The organism is Streptomyces sp. NPDC006923, from assembly GCF_040635655.1.
GTDB lineage: Bacteria > Actinomycetota > Actinomycetes > Streptomycetales > Streptomycetaceae > Streptomyces.
The window spans coordinates 402,722-427,860 of record NZ_JBEYIF010000005.1 but is presented as its reverse complement, the minus strand read 5'-3'; the positions used below and the strand labels follow the sequence as shown (position 1 = coordinate 427,860).

The 25,139-nt window shown below is 71.6% G+C and carries 6 protein-coding genes; 1 reads left to right on the top strand and 5 read right to left on the bottom strand.

Annotated features, from left to right (window positions below; translation table 11 throughout):
• Positions 1-193: 193 nt before the first annotated feature.
• Entirely contained in the window at positions 194-3,091 is a 2,898-nt protein-coding gene (fxsT, locus tag ABZ707_RS12950) for an FxSxx-COOH system tetratricopeptide repeat protein (protein ID WP_360172308.1), read from the top strand.
• Positions 3,092-3,212: 121 nt separating this feature from the next.
• Here the strand turns inward: fxsT and ABZ707_RS12945 are convergent, their stop codons facing one another.
• The 5 genes from ABZ707_RS12945 to ABZ707_RS12925 all read right to left on the bottom strand — a co-directional run bounded on the left by ABZ707_RS12945 (position 3,213) and on the right by ABZ707_RS12925 (position 25,136).
• The gene (locus ABZ707_RS12945) at positions 3,213-7,016 is read right to left on the bottom strand and encodes an Ig-like domain-containing protein (protein ID WP_360172304.1); all 3,804 of its coding nucleotides are present in this window, start codon (positions 7,014-7,016) and stop codon (positions 3,213-3,215) included.
• A gap of 451 nt (positions 7,017-7,467) precedes the next feature.
• The gene (locus ABZ707_RS12940; protein WP_360172301.1) at positions 7,468-8,427 is read right to left on the bottom strand and encodes a hypothetical protein; all 960 of its coding nucleotides are present in this window, start codon (positions 8,425-8,427) and stop codon (positions 7,468-7,470) included.
• 248 nt (positions 8,428-8,675) lie between these two features.
• Positions 8,676-10,034, bottom strand: coding sequence for an RICIN domain-containing protein (locus tag ABZ707_RS12935; RefSeq protein ID WP_360172298.1), 1,359 nt, complete (start codon positions 10,032-10,034; stop codon positions 8,676-8,678).
• Positions 10,035-10,045: 11 nt separating this feature from the next.
• Entirely contained in the window at positions 10,046-12,856 is a 2,811-nt protein-coding gene (locus ABZ707_RS12930; protein ID WP_360172295.1) for a hypothetical protein, read from the bottom strand.
• 298 nt (positions 12,857-13,154) lie between these two features.
• A complete protein-coding gene (locus ABZ707_RS12925) occupies positions 13,155-25,136 on the bottom strand; it encodes a hypothetical protein (protein ID WP_360172292.1) in 11,982 nt (3,993 codons plus the stop codon).
• Positions 25,137-25,139: the final 3 nt, after the last annotated feature.

Below are 25,139 nucleotides of genomic sequence, written 5' to 3'. Positions count from 1 at the left end.
CCGCCGACGATGATTCAAACCGTCCGTGCGGTCCGTCCGCAAGGTGCACGCGCCCGCTGGGCGCGCCCCGGGCGCGAGCGCCAGCGGCGCGATCTGAAACAAGCGGGTTCGACAGTTGGCGCGGCAACCCGCGCTGCCCGCATGATTGTTGTCTCCGCGCTGCCGGACGCGCACGGGGGGACTGGGGGCAACGGTGACCGACACGAGGCAGAGACTCTTCATCAGTTACGCGGGCCCGGACCGCGCCTGGGCGGAGTGGGCGGGCTGGCAACTCGAACGGGCCGGTCACCAGGTCGAGGTGGACCGGTGGGACTGGCAGACCGGCGACGATTTCATCCACCGGATGGACCGCGCCCTGAAGAACGCCGACGCCGTGGTGGCCCTCTTCTCCAACTCGTACTTCGCTCCGGAGCGCTGGACCCAGATCGAGTGGACGTCCGCCGTCGCGAGCAAGTACCGGCTGGTGCCCGTGGCCGTCGCGCCGCTGACGGTCGACGACATCCCTCCCATCCTGAGCGCGAGACTCCGCAAGGATCTCCATGGGCTGGACGAGACCGGTGCTGCCGCGGCGCTGCTCGAAGCGGTCGAGGGCCCCTCCCGCCCGACCGGGCCGGTCGCCTTCCCCGGCGGCGCCGGCACCCCCGAGGCCGTTTCCGGTCCTGAGCCGACCGGTCAGCGGCCCCGGCTGCCCAGCAGCGCCGGCCAGCCCGACGTCTGGAATGTGCGTCGCCGGAACCCGACGTTTTCCGGCCGGGAGGCCCAACTCGTCCAGCTCCGCGACGGCTTGCTCAACGGCGGGCAGTCCCGGGTCCACGCTCTGCACGGCATGGGTGGTGTCGGTAAGAGCCAGATCGCCCTGGAGTACGCGCACCGCTTCGCGAGCCAGTACGACCTCGTGTGGTGGATCGACGCCGAACAGGCCGACCAGTTCCCCGTCCACTACACCGAACTCGCCGACCGCCTCGGCATCGCCAAGCCCGATGCGGGCAGCGAGCACAACGCCCGTGCCCTCCTGCACGATCTGCGCGGCCGGCAGCGGTGGCTGCTCATCCTCGACAACGCCGAACATCCCGATCAGATCGACCCCTGGCTGCCCGACGGCCCGGGTCATGTGCTGATCACCTCGCGCAACCCCAACTGGGGCGACATCGCCCACCCAACGGCCCTGGACGTGTTCACCCGTCCCGACTCCCTCACCTATCTCAGGGGCCGCATCCCCAGCATCACCGACGAGCAGGCCGACACCCTCGCCAAGGACCTCGGCGACCTGCCGCTCGCCCTCGCTCAGGCCGCGGGTGTCATCGGCAACGGCATGACCCTCGATCGCTACCGCAAGCTCCTCACCAGCAGCACCGCACGCATCCTGCGGGAAGGCGAAGCCCCCGGCTACCCGGCGTCACTGGCCGCCGCGACCGACATCGCGACCACCCGCCTCGACGACAATCACCCCGACGCGACGGCCCTGCTCCGGCTCGGCGCCTTTCTCGGTCCCGAGCCGATCCCCACGGCATGGCTGGAGACGGCTCGCCCTCGGCTGACCACCATTCCGGGCGATCCCGACGACCTGATGTGGCCCCACGCCTCGCTCCAGCACCTGGGCCGCTACGGGCTCGCGCGCATCGACCACGAGACATTCCAGATCCACCGGCTCACCCAGGCCGTGCTCCGCGACCAAACCGGCCCCGGTCAGGCCGCGTTGATCCGGGCCGACGCCACCGCCATCTTCGCCGCCGTGGATCCGGGGGATCCGGAGACCCCGGAGACCTGGCCCGCCTGGGCCTCGCTCACCTCTCACCTCAGCGCGCAGCACATCGGAATCACCAACCGGCCGGAGCTGCGCCCGCTTCTCCTCAGGGCCGTCCTGTTCCTGATCCGAAGTGGCCAGTCACGCGCCGCACATGGCCTCGCCGACTCCCTGCGTCAGGCGTGGGGCGCCGAACTGGGACAGGATCATCCTGATGTGCTGAGCTGTGCGCAGTACTTCGGCCACGCGATGATTGACCTCGGCGACAGCAAAAACGCCCGCCCTGTCATCGAGGAAACCCTTGAGCGTCGTCGCGCCACTCTGGGCGACGATCATCCGGACACCCTCCAGTCCGCCAATGACCTCGGCGTCACCCTGAACACCTTCGGCGAGCACGCCGAGGCGCGGCGCATGCACGAGGACACCCTCATCCGCCGACGCCGTCTCCTCGGCGACGACCACCTCCACACGCTTCAGTCCGCCAGTAACCTCGGCACAGTCCTGCACAGTCTCGGCGAATACGAGGAATCACGGCGTATGGACGAAGACACCCTCGCCCGCTACCGCCGCACCCTCGGCGACGACCACCCGCACACCCTGCATTCCGCTTACAGCCTCGCCACCAGCCTGAACGAACTCGGCGAACACAACGAAGCCAGGCGCATGGACGAGGACACCTTCGCCCGCTACCGCCGCACCCTCGGCGACGACCACCCCGACACCCTGCACTCCGCTCACAGCCTCGCCACCACCCTGAACGAACTCGGCGAACACAACGAAGCCAGGCGCATGTACGAAGACACGCTCGCCCGCCGACGCCGCCTCCTCGGCGACGACCACCCCGAAACCCTCCGCACCACACACGGCAGCGCCGTCGTCCTGAACAGCCTCGGCGAACACACCGAGTCCCGCCGCCTGAACGAAGACACCCTCACCCGCCGACGCCGCACCCTGGGCGACGACCACCCCGACACCCTCCGCTCCGCACACAACCTCGCCGCCGCCCTGCACAACCTCGGCGAACACACTCAGTCCCGCCGCCTGGACGAAGACACCCTCGCCCGTCGGCGCCGCACCGTCGGCGACGACCACCCCGACACCCTTGACTCCGCTCACAGCCTCGCCATCACGCTGCGGGCGCTTCACGCCTATCCGGAAGCGGTCCACCTGCTCGAAGACGTGCGTGCCCGCCGGCGCCGACTCCTCGGAGACGACCATCCGGACACCCTGCGCGCCACGCAGACTCTCGCCAATACGCTCACCGCGATGGGCAAACGGTTCGAGGCCCAGAAGCTGCTGTCCCCGAAGAAGCAGAGCAAGCGCCGCCCGGGCCGCAAGCGCCGGTAGGCGCCGAAGAGCCCGCGAGGCGGAATCAAACGCTCCGCCGTAAGCGACCGGGGGCAGAAAAAAGAGGAGGGAGGGGCCCCGTCGCCCCTCCCTCCCCCGCCCGCCGCTCAGCGGCCGGGCATCAGGTGAGCTTCACCTGCTTGCGCGCCGACGTACTGGCCAGGAAGTTCCCGTTGCCCGCGTAGACCGCGGTGACGGTCGCCGTGCCCTTCTTCTTCGGCAGGGTGATGGAGAAGCTGAGCACCCCCTTCTTGTCGGCCGGCAACGTGACCTTGCGGGTTGTCGTCTTGCCGCCGACCTTGGCCGTCACCGTGATCGTGCCGGTCGGGTAGGCGGCGCCGGTGTGGCCTCCGACCGAGACCTTGACGGTCTCGGACTTGCCCTGTCCCAGCTTGGTCTTGGAGAGCGTGAGCGACGTGGTCGTCTTCGCCTTCTTGACCGTGAGCTTCTGCGACGCGACACCGCTGGGCTCCACGGAGTCGGTGCCGGAGAAGCGTACGGACACCGTGTGCGTACCGGCGGCCAGCGACGCGGGCAGCTTGAACGTGCCCGCTCCCGCCGACCCGACCTTCGCCGTGAGGGAGCCGGTCCCGTAGTTCACGGTCACCGTTCCGCTCGTGGCGCCCGCCACCGAGAACACACCGGAGGCCGGGCGGCCGTAGCTGGTGGACTTCTCCACCAGCGCCATCGCGATGGAGCTCTGGCCCTTCGTCAGGACGAGCTGCACCGGGTCGGAGGCCGAGGTGTCCGCCGACGCGGTGCCACCGAAGGCGGCGGTGAAGGTGTGGGTGCCCGCCTTGAAGCCGGCCGCGACCTTGAGGGACGCCGTCCCGCCGGTCGCCTTGGCCGTGCCGAGCACGGTGGTCCCGTCCCGGAAGGTCACCGTGCCGCCGTCGGTCCCGTCGCCGGTGACCGCCGCCTTCAGGGTGACCGCCGCGCCGATCTTCGGTGCGGCCGGAGTGAGGGTGACCTCCGTGGTGGTGGTCGCGAGGACCTCGACGGCGCCGGTGCTCGTGAAGCCGGAGCCCGCGCCGACCGCGCTGATCGTCGCGCTTCCGTAGGACTGGTCCGCGGGAAGCGTGGCCGGGAACGACACCGTGCCGTCGCTCGCGGCGATCGCGCTGCCGAGTGCCGCCGAGCCGAGCGTGAAGGCCACGCTCTCACCGTCGCGGTAGCCGGAGCCGCCCACCGTCACGGTGGCCCCGGGCGCCGGCCTGGCGTCGCTGACGGTCAGCGCGCCGGGACGGGAGAGCGCCTCGTACTCGGCGCAGGCTTCGCCCTGGACACCGACCGGCGGCGCGGCCGTCGCCGTCCCGGTCACACCGTCGTCCTCGCGGACCGTGATGGTGCCGAAGTCCTGACTGCCCAGGACCGCGTTGCTGGAGTTGGACACACCGAGCTTGTAGGCGGTGCTCGCAGTGGCTCCGGCGACGGTGTCACCGGCCGCCGGGATGTCCACCACCTGGCAGGTCGTGCCCGGTGCGAAGGTGACCTTCTGCATGGCCAGCCCGACCTTGCCGGTCGCCGAGCCGACGACGGTGAGGTACGCCGAGACCGGTGAGGTGCTCGCCTTCGAGAGGTAGACGGCCGCCGTGGACGCGCCGGGACCGTTGCCCTCCTCGGACGTGGTCGACGCGACGTTCACGGTCGGCCGGGTCTGCGGACTCGGCGTGCCCAGAGCCTTGTCGGCGAAGCCGAGGTCGGAGAGGTAGACACCACCGGTGCTGACGCCGTCGGCGCCGACGGCCGCGGTGAACGCGACCCTGGTGATGTGCGAGAGGTCAAGCCCGGCGGCTGCCAGGGTCGCGGTGGGGACCCGTACCTGCTGGAGCACTATCTTGCCCAGCGTCGTCGATCCGCTGGCCGGCATCCTGGTGACGCCCCAGGTGTTGAGGGCGGACACCAGGCTGCTCCAGGTGTGACCGGCGGAGTCGGTGACGCTCAGCGTCATGTCGGTGCCCGTGGTGACGCTCTCGTCCGGCGACATGCTGACGGACATCTCGTCGTAGCGCGACACGTTCTGCTGGGCGGACGGCAGCGTCACACCGAGCGCGCCGGTCGTCGCCGTCCAGGTCAGATGCGTCATCACATTGAGCGGGACGTTCGGCGCGAACGAGGCCGGGGTCCAGTACGGGAGCTGCTGGTTGGTGAGCGTGCTTCCCGGGTTGGTGCAGAGCGGGTACGGCTCCGGGACGGTGCGGCCGGACTTGTTGGCGCAGACGGTGGCCGTGGCCGTCGACGTGGTGCCGATCAGCGGGCTGGTGGTCTTGAAGGTGGCGACGTCCCGGCGCCCCGAGCTCGGCTGCTGCGCCACCGTACGGACATCAGCGAAGGCGGACACCGTCGGCGGCAGGAGCTGCGAGCCGTCGAAGAGGCCCTGGAACTGGGTCCGGCCGCCGAGAGTCGCCTCGAAGAACCCGGAGATGTACGCCGCGCCCAACTGGTACTGCTGCGGCGCCGTCAGCCGGATGTTCTTGCCGGAGGCCAGCGCGGCGGCGTTCGTACCGCACACGGCGTCGCCGGCGCTCGACCAGTCGTCGGAGCCGCCCGGGGACGGCGGAGTCCACTGCGAGTTGAAGAAGTTGTGGTCCGCGCCCATGACCCAGACGTCGGAGCGCAGCACATTGTCGGCGAACGCGTCGCGCGAGTCCGCGTAGAAGTGCTGGCCCTGCTGGTCGGAGACGTCGCCGTCGCAGTACGGGAGCATCGTGCTGGTGACCACGTCCGGCAGTGTGGTGCGGGTGAAGTCGACCGGGGCCAGCGGGAGCACCGACTTGATGTCCCACGGCTGCGGAAGAGCCTCGTTGAGAGTGCCGGCCGCCACGACGCCCTCGCCGCCGCGCGAGTGGCCCATCAGGCCGATCGCGCTGAAGTCCAGGGAGCCGACGAGCTGCGACGCCGTCAGTGTGCCGCCAGGATACGTGGCGTCCCCGGAGGTGAGCGCCTGCTCCAGGGTGACGTCCTGGTCGGTCACCGCGTCGTGGTACGAGACGGCCTGGCCCGCGTTGGCCTTCTTCAGCATGGTCAGCGTGTCGAGGACGAGCCGGCCACGGGCGCGTGCGCCGTTGTCGGGCGCGAGCTGGTTGTCATTGGCGTTGATCGCGTTGGCCGAGATCGACACCACCGCGATGCCGTCGGCCGCCAGCGCCTCGGCGGCGGCGTCGTAACCGGCGTAGCTGAGGATGGGCGCGGTGCCCGGCGCACAGGGCCAGCCGCTGGCACCGCGGAGGGTCGTGGTGTTGTAGCAGGAGCTGTGACGGCCGTGCAGGAAGACCGCCACCGGGTGCGCCTTGCCGTCGGTCGGCAGGTAGACGCGGCCCTCGAACTCGCCGCGGATGCCGCCGATTCCGTCGAGCGGTATCGACTGCGCGCCGAAGTTGTAGTCGGCGATCGTGTACGACCCTGTGCCAATGGTCGTCGGGTCGTCGGCAGTCGCTCCGGAACCGCCGATGTCGCTCGTGATCGCGTCGTCGGCCTTGTCCTTCGCCTCGGTCAGCTTCCGCGCCCGGCTCTGGGCCGCGGCCGACAGGAGGCTGGTCGGTCCGGTGGTGGTGCTGTTGCCGCCGGCCGACCACTGCCAGGTGATCTTCTTGGCCTTCGCCACCGAGGGATCGGCCGTGGTGACGGTCAGCGTGCGCCCGTCGGCGGACTCCGCGGCCGGACCGAGGTCGCTGCCGTCCGCCACCAGTTCGGGCAGGTCGCTCTTGACCGGGAGTGCCTCGTCGAGATCCAGCGACACGACGTAACCGCCGGCGGCCTGGGTCACGGTCCATCCGTCGCCCGAACGCACCACGGGCGAGTCCGCTGCCGCCGAAGCGGAAGCAACCGGAGCGAGGGCCACCGACAGCGCGCCCAGCGCCACCAGTCCCGCGACTCCACCAGCGAGCGGACGCAGCCGCGTCCGCAAGGGTCTTGATATGTCCACCTGTACGTGACCTCACTTTTCGAGCGCGCGGGCGACTGCCGCCCGTGCGCGGCGCGTCCGAGGACGCGGTTGAAGCGTTTGATCGACAGCGGGACGAACGTTCACATCTCAACTACCTGCGTAGGGCAATGAAACCCAGATGTTCCAGATTTTTGATCTCGCGGATATTTAAAACATCCTGAAAAACTATTTGCCGGATATCTCGCCCACCGGTTCTGACCTGGGCTTTCGCAAAACGCGTTACATAAGGCGATCCGGGGCGCGCGACGGCCGCCGGCCTGTGGATGGCTGGAACTCGTCGTGCCCGCACGCGCCTTGAAGGCGGGTCGATCGAGGAACAAAAGGTGCCTGATCGGACAGGGGCGGGCCGACCTCACCGAACTCCCCACGACGGCCGGGCAAGACACCGGCGCGGGGCCTCAACTCCCGGCGCCGCGCGCTGAATCCGCGGCTACGCCCGACGCTTACGCCTGCGCGGCCGTTCCGGCTCCGGCTCCTCGGCCTCGTCCGGCTCTTCTGCCTCTTCCGGCTCTTCCGGCTCTTCTGCCTCTTCTGTCTCGTCCGGCTCCTCCGGCTCTTCCTTCCCCCGTCCGCGCACCGGACGGCGGCGCGGCGCCTCGGGACGGCCGCCGGATTCCCTCCGCGCCGAGCGGGACACTCCGTGCGTGGCCTTCTTCCGCGTACGGCCGCCGGCGGCGGTCTCGTGCGTACTCTCGGCCGTGCCCTCGATGGCCTCTCGCGCTCCGCCCCCGACGTCCCGGGAGACACCCTTCGCTGTTTCCGCGGCGCCCTCTCCCAGCGCCTCGGCGCTCCTGCCGGCCCCCTCGCCGACCTCCTCGACCGCCTTTCCCGCGCCTTCCCCGACCTCTCCCACGGCCTTTCCGGCACCCTCACCGACGGCCTCGCCGGCCTTTCCGACCCCGCGTCCCAGTTCGCCGACCGCCGCGCCCCCGCCCCGTCCGACATCACGGACCGCCGACCCGAGGGAGGCGGTCAGATGCTCAAGGATCTGCGGATTGCGGTCGACGGAGGTCAACAGGCGGTCGACCACGGTGAGCACATTGTCGAGCCGGACCTTGAGCAGCGCCTGCGCGTCGACGCCCTTGATGTCGAGCTCCACCCGGCCCAGGGCCACGTCCGCTCCGACATTGAGCTTGAGCAGGTCGAGCACTTCCGCCTGGAGCGACACCCGCGCCCGCAGGTCCTCGACCTCAAGGTTGATCTCGTCGATATGGAGGGTGGGAACATCGAGCAGCACATCCGGTTCGCCGCCCGGCTCGACCATCGCTCCCTCGTCGACCTCTTCCGCCTCGTACGGCTCCTCTTCCTCGTCGGCCTCGTCGGCTTCGTCGGCTTCTTCGCCCTCATAGGGCTCTTCCGGCTCTTCGGCGATCTCGGCGTCGTCGTCCATGTGACCCCTCAGGCGTGGGTATGGATCTGCCACCTCCGCACTTCCACCATAAAGCGGGCAATGCACACGTGCGCTTCCGCCGAAGAATTCGAATGTACTTTCGCTACGGCGCCGGTGCCCGGCCGGTCAGCCCGGGGCCGGCGAGCCACCGGCCCCCGCACCGGCCCCGGCCGTACGATGCCGCCCGCCCGGAGATCCCTCCCGGCCCGCGCCGCCGGACGGCGGGCCGGGAGCCTGAGCGGGACGGCTCAGGAGAACGACCACAGATGGTCGTCCTTGATGTTGCAGTCGAAGAGGGTGAGATGGGCGTCGCGCCCGCCGACACCGTAGTAACCCGACACATCCAGGCACCTGTTGCCGCTGGAGTAGTTACGGATCCAGAACTGGCCGCTCGACCTCTCGTCGAGGTACCACATCTGGTTGTCGACCGCTCCCGGGTTGCAGTGCCACTCGTACACGCCCGTACCGGAAGGCTTGGCGCCGTAGTCCGGCAGATCGACGCAGTAGCCGTCCTTGGTGTTGCGGATCGTGAACAGATCGGCGCCGCCGGGGCCCGCGCCCTTCTGGCTCACCAGCAGATCCCACCGCTGGTTGTCATTGCTGGACCGGTCGCAATAGAACTGGTTGACCGGGCCGTTGAGCTTGCCCTTGCCGTAGTTCGGGACATCGGCGCACAGCCCGGTCATGGTGTTCTTGAGCAGGACACCCGTCACCGTGGCGAAGTTCGCACTCGTGGGCAGCACACCGCCCGTGCTGCTCAGTGCCCGCACGGTCTTGGCCCGGGTCTTGGCCGGCTTCGGGCTCTTCGCCGGTGCCTTCGCCGACGCGGGGGCGGCCGGTGCCGAGGACCTCACCACTGTCTGCGGAACACCGCCCGCGGCCGGAGTCTTTGACTTCTTGGGCTTCGGGGACGTGGAGGGCGAGGCGGGCGCGTAGCCGCCCGGGCGCTGCCGTGTGGCGTCGTCGTCTCCGAGCACGGTGTCCGAGGAGAGCCGCGAGGCGGCGGACGATTCGGTCCTCTTCTCGTCGCCATTCCCTCCCAGCAGCAGGAACGGGACGGCGATGAGCACGGTCCCGGCTATCGCCGCGGCGGCCAGCAGCGGCCGGTTGGGACGGCCGGAAGGCGGCTCGCCGCTCTCCGCGACACCGGCGGACGGCTCGGCGGGCGCCCCCTCGGCCGCCGCCCGGGCGGTGGCGGCACCGGCCTCCTCGCCCCGCTGTTCCGGCTCGGCACGGCTGTCGGGCGCACCGGGCGCGGTAGCCGCTGACGCGGAACCGGCCGGTTCGGCGGCCGGTACGGGGGCGGTGGCGGGCTCCGCCGTGGCGGGTGCGGACGCGCTGCCCCCGTGGGGCACGACGGGTGCGCCGCCGGGCCCCTTCTCCTTGGGCTCCGGGCTCTCCGCGCTGTCTGTGTTCTCTGTGCTGTCTGTGGTCTCCGTGGTCTCTGTGTTCTCTGTGGTCTCCGAGTCGCCGGGGCCGGGCAGCGGAGCGGCTCCGGCGCCCGCTCGTGGCGCGAGTGCGGGGACAGGGCCGGACCCACCGGTCACCTGCGGCAGGGCGGTGGCTCGGCGCACCGTCGGTCGTGGAGCGCCTTCTTGACGCGACATCAGCAGTCCATTCAGTTGCCGTTGGGGCCGACCGGCCCCGAGCAGCGGTCCGGCCAGTGGTACGGGCCTGCCGCTGCCGGGCGTCGGCTCAGCGATTCGTCCAGCCGCGCGAGCACGGCGAGGTCCTGGTCGTCGGGCGGGCCCTGCCGGAAGGGAGCGTCCGGCGGCCCGGCGGGGAGTTCACGGAGCAGGACGAGGGGTGATCCGCCGTCCGTCCGGAGATCGAGGATCCGGAAGGCCGTGCCCGGCGGGAAGACCACCTCGTCGCGCGGCTCGGCGGAGCCCGCCGCGTCGAACAGTGACCGTACTCGTCGGCCGGTGACCGACCAGATCGCACAGCGCGCGCCTCCGGGCACGGGGCCATCGCTGCCGAGGGGCAGCGCGCTCACCGGGCCGGGATCGCGCAGCACACTCCCCGGCGAGAGCCCGCCCGTACCGACAGCGGCGGTGGCGCCCCGCAGGACGGTCCCCCGGAAGGAGGGAAGGCGCCGCAGACCCGATGCCACACAGGCGGCGTACGGCAGAAGCCGTTCGTCGCCCGAGCGCAGGGCCGTGTTCAGCGCGTCATGGCTCAACGGGCCCTCCGCCGTACGGAGATAGAGCTGGAGCGCGATCAGATCGGCGCGGGCGGCCTCCTGCTCCTGGCCGCGCAGCGCGGGCATCCGGGTGAGCGTACGGACCACGGCGGCGCCATGCCGCTCCCACACCGTGTCCGCGAGCGCCCGGAACGCGGTGCGCTCCGCCTCGGTGCTGCTGTGACCGGGGTGGAACGGGACCGGCGGAAGGGCGGTCACCGGCGCGGGGGCCGCGGCGCGGGCCGGGACGGGAGCGGGCCCGGACGCCGTGGTGGACACGCGGGAGGGCTCGGGCCGCCGCGCCGGGGCGGGGTCGGGCACGCGCGCAGGGGCGGGGTCGGGCACACGCGGCGGGCTTGCGTCGGGCACGCGCGGCGGTGCCGCAGGTACCGAAGGCTCCGGCTCCGTACGCCCCTGCTCCGCCGCCACCGGCTTCGGCGGTTCCACCGGCCGACGTTCCGGCTTCGCCGCCGGACTCTTCGCCGCCGGACTCTTCTTTTCCGGTGGTGTCTTCCGTGCCGTTGGCTCGGTCCTGGCGGGCTGGACATTGCCTGCCGTGGCGCTCGCGACGGCGGGTCCTGGCGGGCCCGGCTCCGACTGCCGGTGGGGGCCGTTCGCCGCCGGGGCCGTGCTCATCAGGGACGGACGCACCGCACGGCCCGGCGCGGGCGGAGCCGCCGCCTCCGCCGCGGCGGGCACAACGGGTACGGGCGGACGCGCGGCGGCCGGGACGCGTGCCTCTCCGGGAGCGGGTACGGGCGGACGTGCGGCGGCCGGGACACGTGCCTCTCCGGCGGCGGGCGCGGGCCGGGTCCCGAAGCGGATGCTCCGTAGCTGGTGGTGGCCCGCCAGCCGGCGGAGTTCGCGTCCGCCGTCCACGGCCGTGCCGTGCACATGCAGCCTGGCCCGCGCGCAGACATCGGCGCCAAGTCCCACGAGCAGCCTGGAGAGTTCGGGCCAGAGCGAGAGGTCCAGCGGTTCTCCGGGACGGCCGATCTCGATCACCGGCCCGTCGGCGGACACCGGACGCGCCGTCGGCGACAGCCGTCGGCCGTCGCGCCCGCTGACCCACAGGCCCGCCCTGGTCACGGTGACCTGCCAGCGGTCGGAGAGCCGCACCACGCCGTGTTCCGTATTGCCGCGGCCCGGCACCGGCGGGCTCCACCGCAGCAGGCGCGGGCTCGGCGCCGGCCCGTCCGTCCCCTTCGCCGGGAGGCACTCCACCGCGTCCACATACGGATGCCAGCGCGGGACGCCGTCGGCGTCGGCGAAGGTCGCCCGTACGGTGTTCCGTCCCGTCAGGCCGCCGTGGGAGCCGCCGGAGAGGAGCGGCAGGCCGGTGTGGACCACGACGTCGGATTCGAGGGCGTCGGCGACCGCCTGGCCGGTGCTCAGCACATCCCGCCGGCCGCCGGGGGCGATCCGGACATGGGTGCGCGCCGGCTCCGGCAGCGCCGTGACGGCCTCCACCACATCGGCCGCCAGGACGTCCTCGCCGTCCGCCACGCCCACCAGCACGGTGGGCCCGCGGCGGTCGACCGGGATCGCGTAACACAGGTCGCCGGGGCGCGGCGCGATCGCCTCCTCCGGGCGTATCAGCAGCCCGGCCGGTATCTGCTCCACGACGCAGCCGTTCCGGGTCTTCGCCGGCAGACTCCCGGCCGGGGGCTGCCAGGCGGGAGCCGGCTGGCGCGGTCCCAGCGGCACGGGGTCGGCACCGGCGGAGAAGCTCCACCAGCCGCGTTCGGCACCGGAGTCGGTGCGCCGTCCGGGGACGAAGAGGCCGCCGCCGGGGACCACGAGGACGACCCCGTCCGGAGCGATCACCTCAAAGCCCCAGGCGTCGGCGATACGGCGGGCCACGGCCCGGCGGTCCGGACCGTCCTCGCCCGCGCCGGACATGACCAGCCTGACGGTGGTGATGTCCTCCTCGCGGAGGGAGTCGAGCAGGGTGCCGAGGCGCGGCCACATCGCGGCCGCCGACGCCTCGTCGGCCCCGGCCACCACGGTCACCGTGTAGTCGTCGTCCGAGGCGAAGGCGCGGACCAGGTCGTCGACGTCGGCGGGGCCGAGGGTCTCGTCCGAGGGGAGCCTGAGCAGCACCAGGCCGTCGTACTCCTCGACGGCGAACGCCGGTCCGGGTCCCGGACGCGGTCCGCCGGGCCCGGCCGCGTCCGTCCCACGTCCGGAGGGCGCCGCCCCGCGCCGTCCGGAGGATCCCTTGCGCCCCAGGGACCAGCGGCTCACAGGCCGGCTCCGGACTCACTCATACGGTCCTCATCTGTCACAGCGTCAGCCAGGGTCTCATGGACAAGGATGCACCGACATTAGTTCACAGACAGCACACCCGGACAATTGGCTTCCGGCAGGTTGTCCGGGCAATGCCGAAAAGGAATTCAGCCACCGCTCGCACAGGACTGAGGCACCCCCAACTCACTCTGGAGAAGGGACCATTGCCACATGAAGGAAAGGTGAACAAAGGGCGACACTCGGGGCATCGACCGCATTTTCGGCGGCGTTCCCACCGGCCTCCCGCCCGATGTCCCTACGCGGTTCCCGCCGGGGTGAATTCCGTGCCGTCGAAGAAAAGCCGCACCTCCGGACCGGTCCCGGGACCGAACCGCCGGGTCTGCTCACCCGGCCCGCCGACCACGATGTCGACACCGAACGTGGCCGCCGCCACGGCCGCCGCCGTATCGAGGCTCTCGCCCGGTGCCGGGCTCCCGCGCCGCAGCAGCAGACGCAGATACTGAAGCGGTGTCAGGCCCGCGTCGACCACGCTCAGCGAGCCGCCGAGCAGGACGGCCTGCGTGGCCCGACCAGCGCTCAGTGTCACTCCCACCGCCGCGAGATCGGCGATCGTCGCCTTGTCGTCCGGCAGGACCGGGCCGGCGTTCTGGAGCGCCGGCTCCCGCAGCAGGGCTTCGGCGAACGTGTCACCGATCGCGGCGCCGGTGAGCGGCGGCGCCGGCGGTGGCGGTGGCGGCACGGGGACCAGTGGCGCGGGCGGCGGCGGGGCGGGCGGCGGCGGGGCCGCCGTCTTGACCTGGTCCGGTCTGACCACCACACCGAGCCGGTCGCTGAACTGCCGCGCGATATTCTCCAGCCACTCTCCGGCCTTCTCGGGATCCAGCCCGGGCCTGACCGACTCGCTCATATAGCGGCCCGACTTGTCGTTCACCGTCCACTGCTGTCGCGCCGGGCTCCAGAGGAATTCACCGGACACCCGGCTCATCCCGGGCAGAGTCTCGCCGTCCTCGTCGAAGCGCGCCGCGATGCCCGTATGTCCCAGCCCGTCCAGATGCCCGCGCAGTGATTCCGCCGTCAGGTCCGGGTCGGCTTTCCGCATTCCGGCGAGCAGCGCGTCGAACTGCTCCGGCGTGATGATGGCGCTGGGCTTCTCGCTGCCCAGCAGGACGCGCCCGTCGCCGGTGACCGTGTAGATCCAGACGGCGTCCCGGTTCGCCGTGATCAGCAGGTCGGGGTCGACCTCGTCGAGCGGTGTCCACAGCGGATTGGCCCGGATGTGTCCCTCCGCGTCCAGCTCCTCGTCCTTGATCCGCTTGGGCAGCACCGCGCCACCGAAGGCGAGCAGATCGCGCGCCCCGGCGGCGCTGCCGTTGTAGTGGGTCGAGCCGTTGTAGTGCACCTCGACCACGCGGTCGGCGTTCCCGGGACCCGCCTCGGTGAGCAGCCGGGCGTTCCTGGCGACCTCCACCCGTGCCCCGAAGGCATGGGCCAGCAGGGGCAGGAAGACCTCGCCCACCGGTGTCATCCAGCGCCGCTGCCAGTTCGTGACGGCGTCCATGACGGCAGCCAACTCGTCCTTGTCCAGCGGCGCCGGGCTCGTCGCGTAGAGAGCGGTGAGCTCGTTGCGCAGTCCCGCGTCACTGCGGTCGACAAGCGTCTCCCAGTCGACGTCGTGGTGGGCGAGCAGGCTGACGAGCCGGGCGCGGTGCATTCCGTTCAGTCTGCGGGCGAAGTCGCTCTCCGTCGTCATCCGGAGCTGCCTGACGATCTGCGGATGGAGCCGGCCGCCGCTCGCGCTGACGTACTCCGCCACATGGGTACGCATCGCCACCACGACGTCGTTCGAGAGGCCGGCCGGGAGGTGCGCGGTGGTGGAGAGGATCTCGGCGTGGCTGCTCAGTTCGTCGCGCACCTGATCGGCGTCCCCGAGCCAGGCGTACGCGGCGGGGTCGTCCGTGGCCAGGCCGGGCAGGCGGTCGCGGACATACGCGGGGTCGCTCGCCATGAACGAGAAGAGCAGGCACTCGCCGGTCGCCGGCACCCGCACCGGCTCGCCCCTGGCGGGCACGTTCGGCGCGGGAGGGACCGCCTGCTTCCCGTCCTTGGCGGACGTGTCCCGGGACCCGTCCTTCGACGACTTGTCCGTGGACCGCTCGCTCTCCGGCGCCTTGCCCTTCGCCTCCTCGCCCTTCGGTTTCTCACTCTCCGGGCCCTTGCCCCTGGTCTCCTCGCTCTTCGCCTCCTCACCCTTCGGCTTCGCGCTCTCCGGATCCTTGCCCCTGGTCTCCCCGGACTCGCTCCCGGCCGCCACCGCGAGCTGATAGTGCTGGTCGTCCAGGCTCAGCACCACATGCGGACGCGGGGGTTCGGCACCGTCGAGCAGCGCCTTGAGCTGCCCCGAGTCCGCCCGGGTGCCGGGCGTGAAGTCCTGGAAGCGTCCGTCACCCCCGACGACGGTGATGTGCGCGCCGAATGTCCGCGCCGCCAGAATCGGGAGCAGATCCCCGGCCGAGTGGTTCCACCCGGTCTCCCCTGGCGCGTTGCCCGGCCGTCTGATCTGCGCGGCCGCCAGCGCGGCCCGGGTCGCGGCGTCCGGGCGCACGGAGTGCGGTATCAGCCCGCCGAGCGCGTCGAACTCCCGGCGGCCCGGCGTGTTCTGGCCGAGTCCCCCGGGATCCGCCGGGCCCAGGCCCGCGCCGGCCACCTCGTCAGCAGTGAAGGTGTCCGTCTCGTCCGGCGCGACAAGGTCGAGCAGATCCGCGTCGGACGGGTCGCTCAGCCGGCTCGCCAGCAGTTCCCGCAGCCGGGCCGACGCCGCCGGCCGGTCGGTGAGATCGACACCGTGCTCGGCGAGCAGACCGGGTGCGGCCCGTTCGAGGCCCTCGGCGAGCGCGTGCAGAAAGGCGTCGCCGTCCCTCGGCACGTCGTGCAGTGTGTAGTGGGCGTTCTCGGGCGAGACCAGCAGGGTGCCGCCGTCGTCCGTCGAGGTCCTGGTGTACGCCGGTGGCGGCGCGGCCTCCGGCGGCGCGACCGGCTTGGGCGGCGCCCGGAAGGTGACCGGAGGCGGCTCTTCGAGATCGCCGAGGCGTGCCCTGCCCTCCGCCGTCGCCGCCTCCTGGTGCCACCGGGTGAGCCGGTCCGCCGCGCCCCGCACCCGGTGGTACTCGCTCACCACGCTCTTCGCCCGGTCCTCCAGCTCGGCGATCTCCGCCTCACGGCTCTCCAGCGCGGTGCGAGCCGCGTCCCGCCGGGCGGTGGCCCGTTCGACCTGCCGGCCGGCGGAGTCCGCGGCCCCCCGGAGCCCGGCGAGCCGCCGGTCCTCCCGCTCCTTGCGGGCCCGGGCGGCGCTGACCCGCGCGGCGGCGGCCGTACGCAGAGCGGTCGCGGCCAGCTCGGCCGCCGCCAGGTCCCTTCTGGCGGTCTCGATCTGATCCCGCAACAGCTCCGCCCAGTCCTCATGGGCGGCGTCGCTCTCGTCGAGCCCGTCGAAGGAGTCGAGCGCCCGCCGGGCGTCGTCCTCGCCCCGCCGCGCGATGTCCAGGTCCCGGGTCTGCTCGCTCAGCGCCCGGTCCAGGGCGGTGTCGACCAGGTCGGCGGAGTCGAGGGCCGTCTCCAGCCGGCGCGTCGCGGCCGCGGCCGCCGTCTCCGCCGCGTCCAGGACGAGGCGCGCGGCCTCCAGCTCCGCCCGCAGTCCGGCGACCGTCCGGCGTTTCTTCACATACGCCTGGTCCGCGGCGACGAACGCCTTGGCCGCGGACGTTACGGCGTCCCAGGCGTCACCGACCCGCTCGGGGAAGTTGGTGTCATTGATCAGACCGAGTTCCTTGGCGATGTCGTCCCGGATCCAGGCGAGCGCGAACGCCTCGGATGTGACGGTCTTCAGCCCTGGCCTGACATGGCCGAACGTCCCGCCGACCGCCCGCGCCAGACTGGTGTCCTTGATGCCCCGCCGCACTTCGGCGACGCTGAGCCAGGCGGTGGGGATCGCGAACAGGAACGCCCGGCCGGTCTTCGGCTTGACGTTGATCGAGGCGAGCTGGTCCACGCCGGTCGTGATGCCGTCGCCCTCGGCGGCGTAGGGGCCCGTGCCCGACGCCCCGAGCTGGTTGAGACCCGTCTGGGGGGAGCTCACCATGACCCCGGCGCCGATCGCGGAGTCCTGGGCGTTCTCCCGGGCCACCGAGGTGCTCGCGCCCTCGCTGACCCGGCTGAGCACCTCCATCTTCATGCCGTCGGCGACGGTCAGCAGCAGCGCGCGGCTGAAGTCGGGCTTGGCGCGCAGGTCCAGTCGCGCGGACTCCGTGCCGATCAGGTTCTTCTCGGTCAGACCGGCCACCTGATAGCCGCTGTCCGCCGCGGCCTCGCTGAAGAACGCGGTGAGCGCCGCGTTGGTCGTACCGTCCTCCAGCGCCTGCGCGGAGCCGGTCCCCGGACGCGTGAGCGCGGTGTCCTCGGCCCGGCGCAGCGAGTCCGGCGCGGAGAAGGAGAAGGCCGCGTCGTACGAGAGGGCGATGGCATAGGTGTTGGCCGCCTGGATGTCCCCGAGGCCGACGATCCTGCGGACGTCGAAGCCGTGCGGAGGAAAGACGAACGGCTTCAGGGTGCCGTCCGCGTGCCGGGTGTCCGGCCCCAGCATGTAGTCGTCGAAGCCCGGTGCCGGCGCTCTGAGGCCGGTCAGCCGGGGCGGCGCCAGACGCGGATCGACCGGCGTGTCCTCGGGGCCCGGGTCCGGCACCATCAGGCTGAGCGGGACATGCTCCCGCAGCGAGCCGATGTCGCCCTCCTCGGTGATCCTCCGTCTGCCGGTGAACTGGTCGCGGTGCGCGACCGCCCGCTCCCGCAGCGACCTCCCGCCCGCCTCGGCGGTGCCGTCGCCGTCCGCCGACGCCTCGTCGTCCATCTCCAGCGCGATCTGGAGCCGGTACGGCGTGGCGATCTCGGCGTACGGTTCCGTGGACGCCGCCCGGAACACCGTCAGGGTGGTGACGGCATGGCTCGACCCGAACGTCCGCCGTCCCGAGCCGGTCTCCGTGTACGTGGGCCCCGCGGCCGCCGCCGTCCGGTCGCCGGTGTGCACCATCTCGCTGACGAGATAGCCGAGATCGGCCCCGCTGCTGGCGTCCGAGCCCTCTCCGACGGTCTCGATGGCGCGCCGGTTCTCCTCCATCTCCACGCTGTGGTCGAGCAGTTCGAAGGTGGGCGTCCCGGGGATCAGCCGGGCCCGCACACGGACGTGCCGGCTGCCGATCCGGACGCTGTGCCAGCCCCACGCGCCGGTCCGCACGGGCACCGAGGAGCCGACGCCCGTCATCTCCTTGTCGAGGGAGCGCATCACACGCGCCGACACCAGCGTCCGGATCCGCTCCTGGCCCGCCGAGTCCAGACCGAGCGTGCTCACCTTCCGGTTGAAGGCCGCCAGCACATCGAGCGGATTCAGCGAATTGACCGGATACGTACCGAAGTTGTTGCCCTTCAGCCAGGGCTGGGGGGACCAGGACAGCTCGGTGTAGCGCGGCATCTCTCCGAGGCCGTCGTCGAGGAGGCCGATCGCGTAGGCGCTCTTCTCCGGCACATGCGCCAGCCAGCCGCCGGGCACCGTGGTGCGCTGCCCCGCCGCCCCGGCCAGCCACTTCGGTACGAACGGCTTGCCCACCGCGCCCGTTCCCAGCAGGCTCGACGCCAGAGCGAGCCAGTGCTCGGCCGTGCCGCCCGCCAGGACATGGTGGCCGAAACCCTTTCGGTTCATATCGGCGACGACGGTCCTGATGACGGTCCGGCTCTTCGCGTTCGAGGACGAGTAGGGGCTCACGACAAGGCCGTAGTTGCCGAGCAGTCCGGGCCCGGCGCCGTGCGGCTTGGCGTACACGAGCTGCCCGCCGGAGAAGAAGGAGGTGGTCCGGCTGGACTTGCCGGACGCCAGACCGGTGCCGCCGAGGGTCATCTCGGTGTCCATCGGCACCGCTCCGGTCAGGGCCTGGATGTCGGCCACGGCCGTGAGATGGCGGAATGTCGCCCACAGCGTCGCGTAGGGGCCCTTGCCCATCAGACCGTTCTCGCTCCAGCCCAGCGGGCCCGAACTCTGGTCGAAATTGGCCGTCAGATACTGGGGCTGGAAGGCACGCAGCACCGACTCCCGGGTCGGCGTCCCTTCCTCGGTGAGCTGCCAGGCGCCGCCCGAAGCGATCCGCAGGACATCGTTCAGGCTGCTCAGAAGGGCGTCCGGCGCCGCCACGCTCACGATCAGGAACGGATGATTCTGGAGGGCCTGGAACATCCGCGAGCCGCGCCCGCCGGCGGGCGCGGGGGCGCCGGGCAGGGCGGGCACGCCGGAGCCGACGAGATCCTCCGTACGCACCAGCGGTCCCCGCCGGGACAGGTCGCCGAGCGCCAGCGCGCGGGCCCGGTCCGCCTTCATGTGCTGGACGGGCAGGGGGCCGCGCAGTGACAGCGACAGATACGGGTTGAGCGCTTTCGGCGCGTGCGGGTCCACCGACGGCGCGTGCCGGTCCGGGATGCTGATCAGCACCTGTCCGGTCCTCGGACCGCCTCCCACCGGGCGGCCCGCCGGGTCCCGGCCGATCAGCACATCCCTCGGCTGGCTGATGACGAACGGCTGGGTCCCCAGCAGACCGAGGGTGGCGACCCCCCGGAACAGCCCCCGGAACCGCCAGTAGCCCCCGCGGTCCACGGTGAGCGAGATGTCGTACCGGTACTGGTGGGACGGCCCGAGGCTCACCGCCATCGGCTCATTGGTGGCGGTGGCGCCGAATCCGGTCTCCGACTCGGTCCCCAGGCCGCCGCGCGCGCCGACCGCCAGGACCCCCGCGTTGCTGGGCGCGCCGATGTCGTCGGTGCTGGTGTCGCGGAACGCGGCCTGGCCGTCGAAACCGGCTTCCCTGATGCGTTTCGCGCCCTTCTGGCCGTCCAGCCGTTCGACGCCGATGGAGCTGTACCGCAGCTTGAGGTCGTCCTGCCTGCCCTCGTACCGCCGGTTGGTCAACTCGCCGCGCAGCCAGACATAACGGTGGCCCTGGCCGATCCGGCCCGGTTCGTTCAGCCGGATCCTGGTGCCGGTCGTGGTCAGCGCCTCCAGATTGCCCGACATCGTCTGGTGCGACAGGGCGGCGAGGACCTCCAGGGTGTTGGACAGCGCCGTCTGGTACTCCTCGGCGTTCCGCCACCGGGAGGGTACGAGGCCGGTCGCCGGGGCCGCGCCGTCGGTCAGCAGCGCCCTGGCCCGCTCGCGCAGGCTCCGCGCCGTCGGCGGCGCGAGCTGGTCGAGCGGCGCGACCAGGCCCGGATAGGCCGCGTCGATGGCCGCCAGTACATCGTCGGCGAAGGCGTCCAGGAAGGTGGGCGCGGATGCCGCGCCCCTCGCCGCGCGGGTGCGCAGACCGTCGTCGAAGGTGAATTCCTCGACCCGGTGCATGCCCAGGAGCGGCGGCCGGTCCCGGGTCAGATAGGCGGGCGCGAACGGTTCCGGCATGCCGTTTCGCACCGTCAGCCGCGTACCGTCGTCCCACCCCGCCAGCCTGCGCGCCTCGGTGGGGGTCATCCGGTCCACGCTCCAGGTGTGGAACGCCCTCGGGGGCGCGCCGCTGCCGCTCCGGGACACATGGACCGTCTTCTGCACCAGATAGAGGCCGGTGAGATCACCCTTGACCTGGCCCGACGACTTGATCGCCCCTGACCCGCCGAGGACGGCGGAGCGGGACACGGAGAAGAGATACCGGAAGGCGGGGCCGAACTGGAGCCGCAGATTGAGGACGCCGTTGCCCAGGTCGAGGAGGTTGAACGCGGGTCCGGCGACCCCGTCGACGCCGAACGCCGCCGTCTTGGCGAGGCTTCGCTCGTTGCGGACCGCCGAGGTGTTGATGTCCCGCATCTCGGCGTCGCGCGTCTCGGTGATCAGGATCGCCCGGACGGGCTCCACGTCCACCACGAACACACCGAGCGGTGTCTTCGCCTTGTCGTCGGCGAACAGCGGGACGGTGGTGACCCTGCCGTTCGCCTGCTCCCGCGCGTGGCGCTGAAAGCTCTCGGTCGAGAAGAACGCGTTCAGTTCGCGGTAGGCGGTGCTGCCGGGCCGCGCGGCGATCTCACCGGCCGCCCAGTCGCGGATCTTGGCGACGGGGCCGAAGCCCTCGCTGCGGACAAGCCGGTACCCGGAGTTCCGGCTGAGCACGATCGACCGGGGAATCCGGCCCGGCCGTGCCTTCTTGGTCACGCTGTCCGGCAGGCGCACCGTCAGCCCGTGCCGTACGGCGAAGCCGAACAGCGCCGGGTTGCGCGGCGTCACGGGGGCCAGGGCATCCGTCGCGTCCAGGTCGTCGGAACCGGTCAGGGACTGGTCGTCGGATCCGGTGAGCGACTCGCTGTCGGACGCGTTGTCGGTGCCGTTCCCGGTCTCCGTCAGGGCCGGGGCCCGGGTGGTGTCCCTGGCCCGGTCTCCGGGCCCGGTCAGTGCCAGGGTCTCCGGGCCGGTGACGGGCCGGTCGTCGGCGTCGGTCACCCGCACGTCGTAGTAGACGTTGTCGAGATGCACGTGCGAGCCGTCCAGCGCACGCGTCTCCATCTGGTTCGTGCCCTGGTCCGTCTGCGTGTAGCCGACCTTGTTGGTGAAGGCGAAGCGCAGCCCCAGACGGCCGAACCCACTGAACGCGGCGGTGCCTGCGGGGCCGATCGGGCCGCCGGCCGCGATCTGGGTGACGGACTGCATGATCTTGCTCTGGCCCGCCGTGGTGACGGCCCGGCTCATGCCGTCGACCTTGGCCGGATTGCCGTACGCGTCGGTGAACCGTTCCCAGTCTCCGTAAGGGCGCGCCACCAGCCAGAGCTTCCGGGGGCTGCCGTCGACGCTGGTGTACGTGAACACGCGCCCTTCGCCGGTCACGCTCTTCGGCTCATGGGTGAGCGCGCTCGTCACATCCGCCATCAGGCCGACGCCCACAGGGCCGCCCGGCTTCGGGTCCTTCGGCCGGACGGCCGGACTCCGCCGCAGCGTTCTCGCGATCTCCGCCACCACCTGGTCGATACCGCGCAGCGCGAGTTCGCTGTGGCCGAAACTGACGGAACTCACCAGGAGTTCGGCCAGCACGTCGTCCGGCAGGTCCGGCAGGAGTGACTGGATGTCGTCGATATAGGCGGGCATACGGCTGCCGTCGTCGAACTCGACCGGATCCCGTCGTCCGGCCAGCGGCCTGGGGCTGCGCCGGTCGATGCGAGGAGGCCGGGTGCGGTCGAGAGTGGTGGTGATCCACTCCTTGGCCTTCGGCGGCGCCTTCTCCGGCTCCTTCGTCTCGTTCTCCGGCGCCTTCTCCTTCTCCGGCTCCTTCTCCGGCTCCTTCTGCGGCTCCTTGCTGAGCGGCGTCTCCGTCGTCTCCCCGGAGGTCTCCCGCACGGTCGGCTTCGGCAGGAGGGCCAGGGTCTGGTCCTGGTCGGTGCCCGGGGGCACCACCGGCTCACCCTCCCGCACCTCCTCCGTGGCCGGGTCGCTCGTGAGCGCCTCCGGAGGTACGGCGGGCCTGGGCGGCACGGGCGCGTACGGCTCCGCGCCGAGCCGCCGGCCGACCGTCGGCAGGGGTACGGCCGGTGGCGGTACGGTCCCGTCGGCCGGGGGCCTCCGGCCGCCGGCCGGGCCCGGAGCGGCGGGGGTGAGATCGCCGATATGGGCGGCGATCAGGTGGAGATGGCGGTCGCGCAGACCGCCCTGCGCGAGGCCGGCCGGAGCCGCGCGGGTGTAGTCGCCGAGCAGACTGCCCTCGATGTCCGGGCGGTGGGGCACGCTCGCGTGCGGTGATTCGTCACGCAGCCCGAGCTGGTGCGTGATCTCGTGGACATAGTCGATGGGGTCGGCGTCGGCCCACCACGCCGACCGGGTCATCTGCTGGTCGCGGCCGATGAACTGGACATTGAGGCCGTTGGGGTGCGGATCGTTCGCGACCTGCTCCACGGTCACATGCAGGAGGTCGCCGTTGGGCAGCCGGTGTCCGGGGGCGTTCAGGATGTCCTCGACACCGCTCCGTACCTTGTCCCAGACGCTCTCGGGCAGTCCGTCCGGGCCCCCGGATCCCATGGTGACCGTCAGATCGGTGACCCACTCGCCCTGATGCTCGAAGCGGCGCGCGTCGAACTTCGAGTGCACGACGAACTGCGTGGTCCGGCCCGGATGTTGCGGGTCGGGAGGCGTGGAGACCGGGTCGACCCAGGTGTGCGACCGGGTGACCGGATCCGTCCCGGCCCGTGCGGCGTCCCAGACCGGATCGCCGGTGCGCGTGCCGGTGTCCGCCGCCGTCCCCGGCACGGCGGCCGGGATGTGGAGATCGGCCGCCCGCGGGCCGGTCTCCGTCTCCGGCCCGGTCGCCGTTCCGGGCCCGGTATCGGTATCGGTGTCGGTCTGCTCGCCGGACGACCGCTGCGGCGCATTGCCGTCGGCCGTGCCGGGCCGCTGCCCCTGACTGCCCTGGCCCTGGCCGCCCTGGCCCTGGGCGTGTGACGAGGCCCCCGGGGGCGGGAGATGCGGCGTCGTGCCGCCGGGCACGGAAGGAGTGCCCTCCGTCGTGCGGCCGTCCGCGCCCTCCGTGCGGTTGCCGGTGCCGGTGCCGGTGCCGGTGCCGGTTTCCGTCTCCGGGTCCGTGGCGGTTTCCGTCTCGGCCCCGGACCCGTCGTCGCCCGGGGACCGCTGGTCATGCAGCCCGTCGTCCCGCGCGCCCGGAGGCGGAGAGCTGACCGGCGAGGGTGCTGCCCCCGTCGGCGTGGTGCCGCCGCCCGTCCCCGGCCTGGAGGGCGCGGGCGGGGAGTCCGCGTCGCCGGTGCCGCCCGGCAGATGCTGCGGTGTGGTGCCCGACTGCGTCGGCACGGGACCGGCCGGCGCCGGAAGAACCGTCGATCCGGACAACGACGTCGGCGTCGGGAGCGGCGACCCGGAAGGCGTCGGCGTCAGGGGCGGGATCGGCGTCAGTGGTGAGAGCGGGGGCGGGGGAAGGCCGAGGGAGCCGGCGAAGTCGCCGGAATCGGTGAAGGTCTCCGAGCCGGTGAAGGGGTCCGGGCCGGTGAAACCGGTGGTCTCGGAGAACGCGCGGGAGTCACGCGCCGAGTACGGCGAGGTGCCCGGCGCGGGCACCGGCGGCGGTGTGCTGACACCCCCGTTCAGCGGCACGGGCGGGAGAAGCGGCACGGGCGGGGGAAGCAGCGCCGGTGGGGGCCCGGAGAGGGGCCCGCCGGTGTTCAGGACGACGCCCGGACCTTCCGGCGCGTTGCGCGGTCCCGGGCCGCCACCGCCTGTCTCGCTCATGGGAGGCAGGTCGTTGCGCACCGGGAACGGGCCGGGACCGGCCGGACCGGAGAAGAACTTGCTGTTGAGCCAGGACGCCCCGGCGCCGATCGACGACTCCGCGAAGGTGCCGAAGACACCGCTGGTGCCCGACCCCACAAAGGTTTCCCACTTGAAGGACCAGTTGTTGTCGAAGATCCCGGTGACCACCACCTCGGCCGCCGTCTCACTGATCCCGGACACCACGAATATGGCGGGGACGTCATAGGAGCCGTCCAATATCTTCGCGGTGAAGGGATTGTTCTTCACAAAGTTGTCGAAGTTGCCGAACCCGTTCTTGAGCCAGTTCTTGACATAGGGAGAGAAGCGGTCGAGTACTCCCTCGAAGAGGCCCGCGAAGGCGCCGAACGCGGCCGCCTTGCCGATGTCTCCCCAGTCAATACCGGGCGGCTTGCGCCGAGGCGGGTTGAAGGCGATCTGGGCCAGCTTGACCGCGAGGGTCTGGATGGCCTCCTCGATCGCCTCGCTGAGGGCCGGTGCGAGATGGGTCATCCGCACCAGCCGGTCGACGGTCATCAAAATCGCCAGCCGGCTTCTGGCTCTGGCCAGCGCCATCTGCGAGATGGACGTGCCACCCGTGAGCGTCGCCATCGCGGCCAGGAACGCCAGCTCGATGAGGAGCATGACGATCTCGGAGATGATCTCCCATTTCGCCTCCTGGATCTTCATCGAGTAGGTGATCTGGCCGTCGGCCATGTCGTCGAGCTGGTCGACCATCTCCTTGAGGTGGTTGACACCTCCGTCGTCGGTCAGCAGCGACAGGCCCTGGACATACCGCCGCGCGACGTCCGGCGGCAGGGAGTTGCTCGCGTCGCGGACGGAATCCTGAATGGCGTCGCGCAGTTCGAGAATCTTTCTCCCAAAGTCGAGATAGAGCGCGCGGCTGTCCCACGCCAGATTCTCTCTGGCCTGCAACGGCATTTCGCCGAGCAGGATCCAGAGCATCTT

What these genes read in the sequence shown, in the direction of transcription:
- ABZ707_RS12925 (WP_360172292.1), bottom strand. Translation starts at nt 25,136, where the DNA reads ATGCTCTGGATCCTGCTCGGCGAAATGCCGTTGCAGGCCAGAGAGAAT.
- ABZ707_RS12940 (WP_360172301.1), bottom strand. Translation starts at nt 8,427, where the DNA reads ATGGACGACGACGCCGAGATCGCCGAAGAGCCGGAAGAGCCCTATGAG.
- ABZ707_RS12935 (WP_360172298.1), bottom strand. Translation starts at nt 10,034, where the DNA reads ATGTCGCGTCAAGAAGGCGCTCCACGACCGACGGTGCGCCGAGCCACC.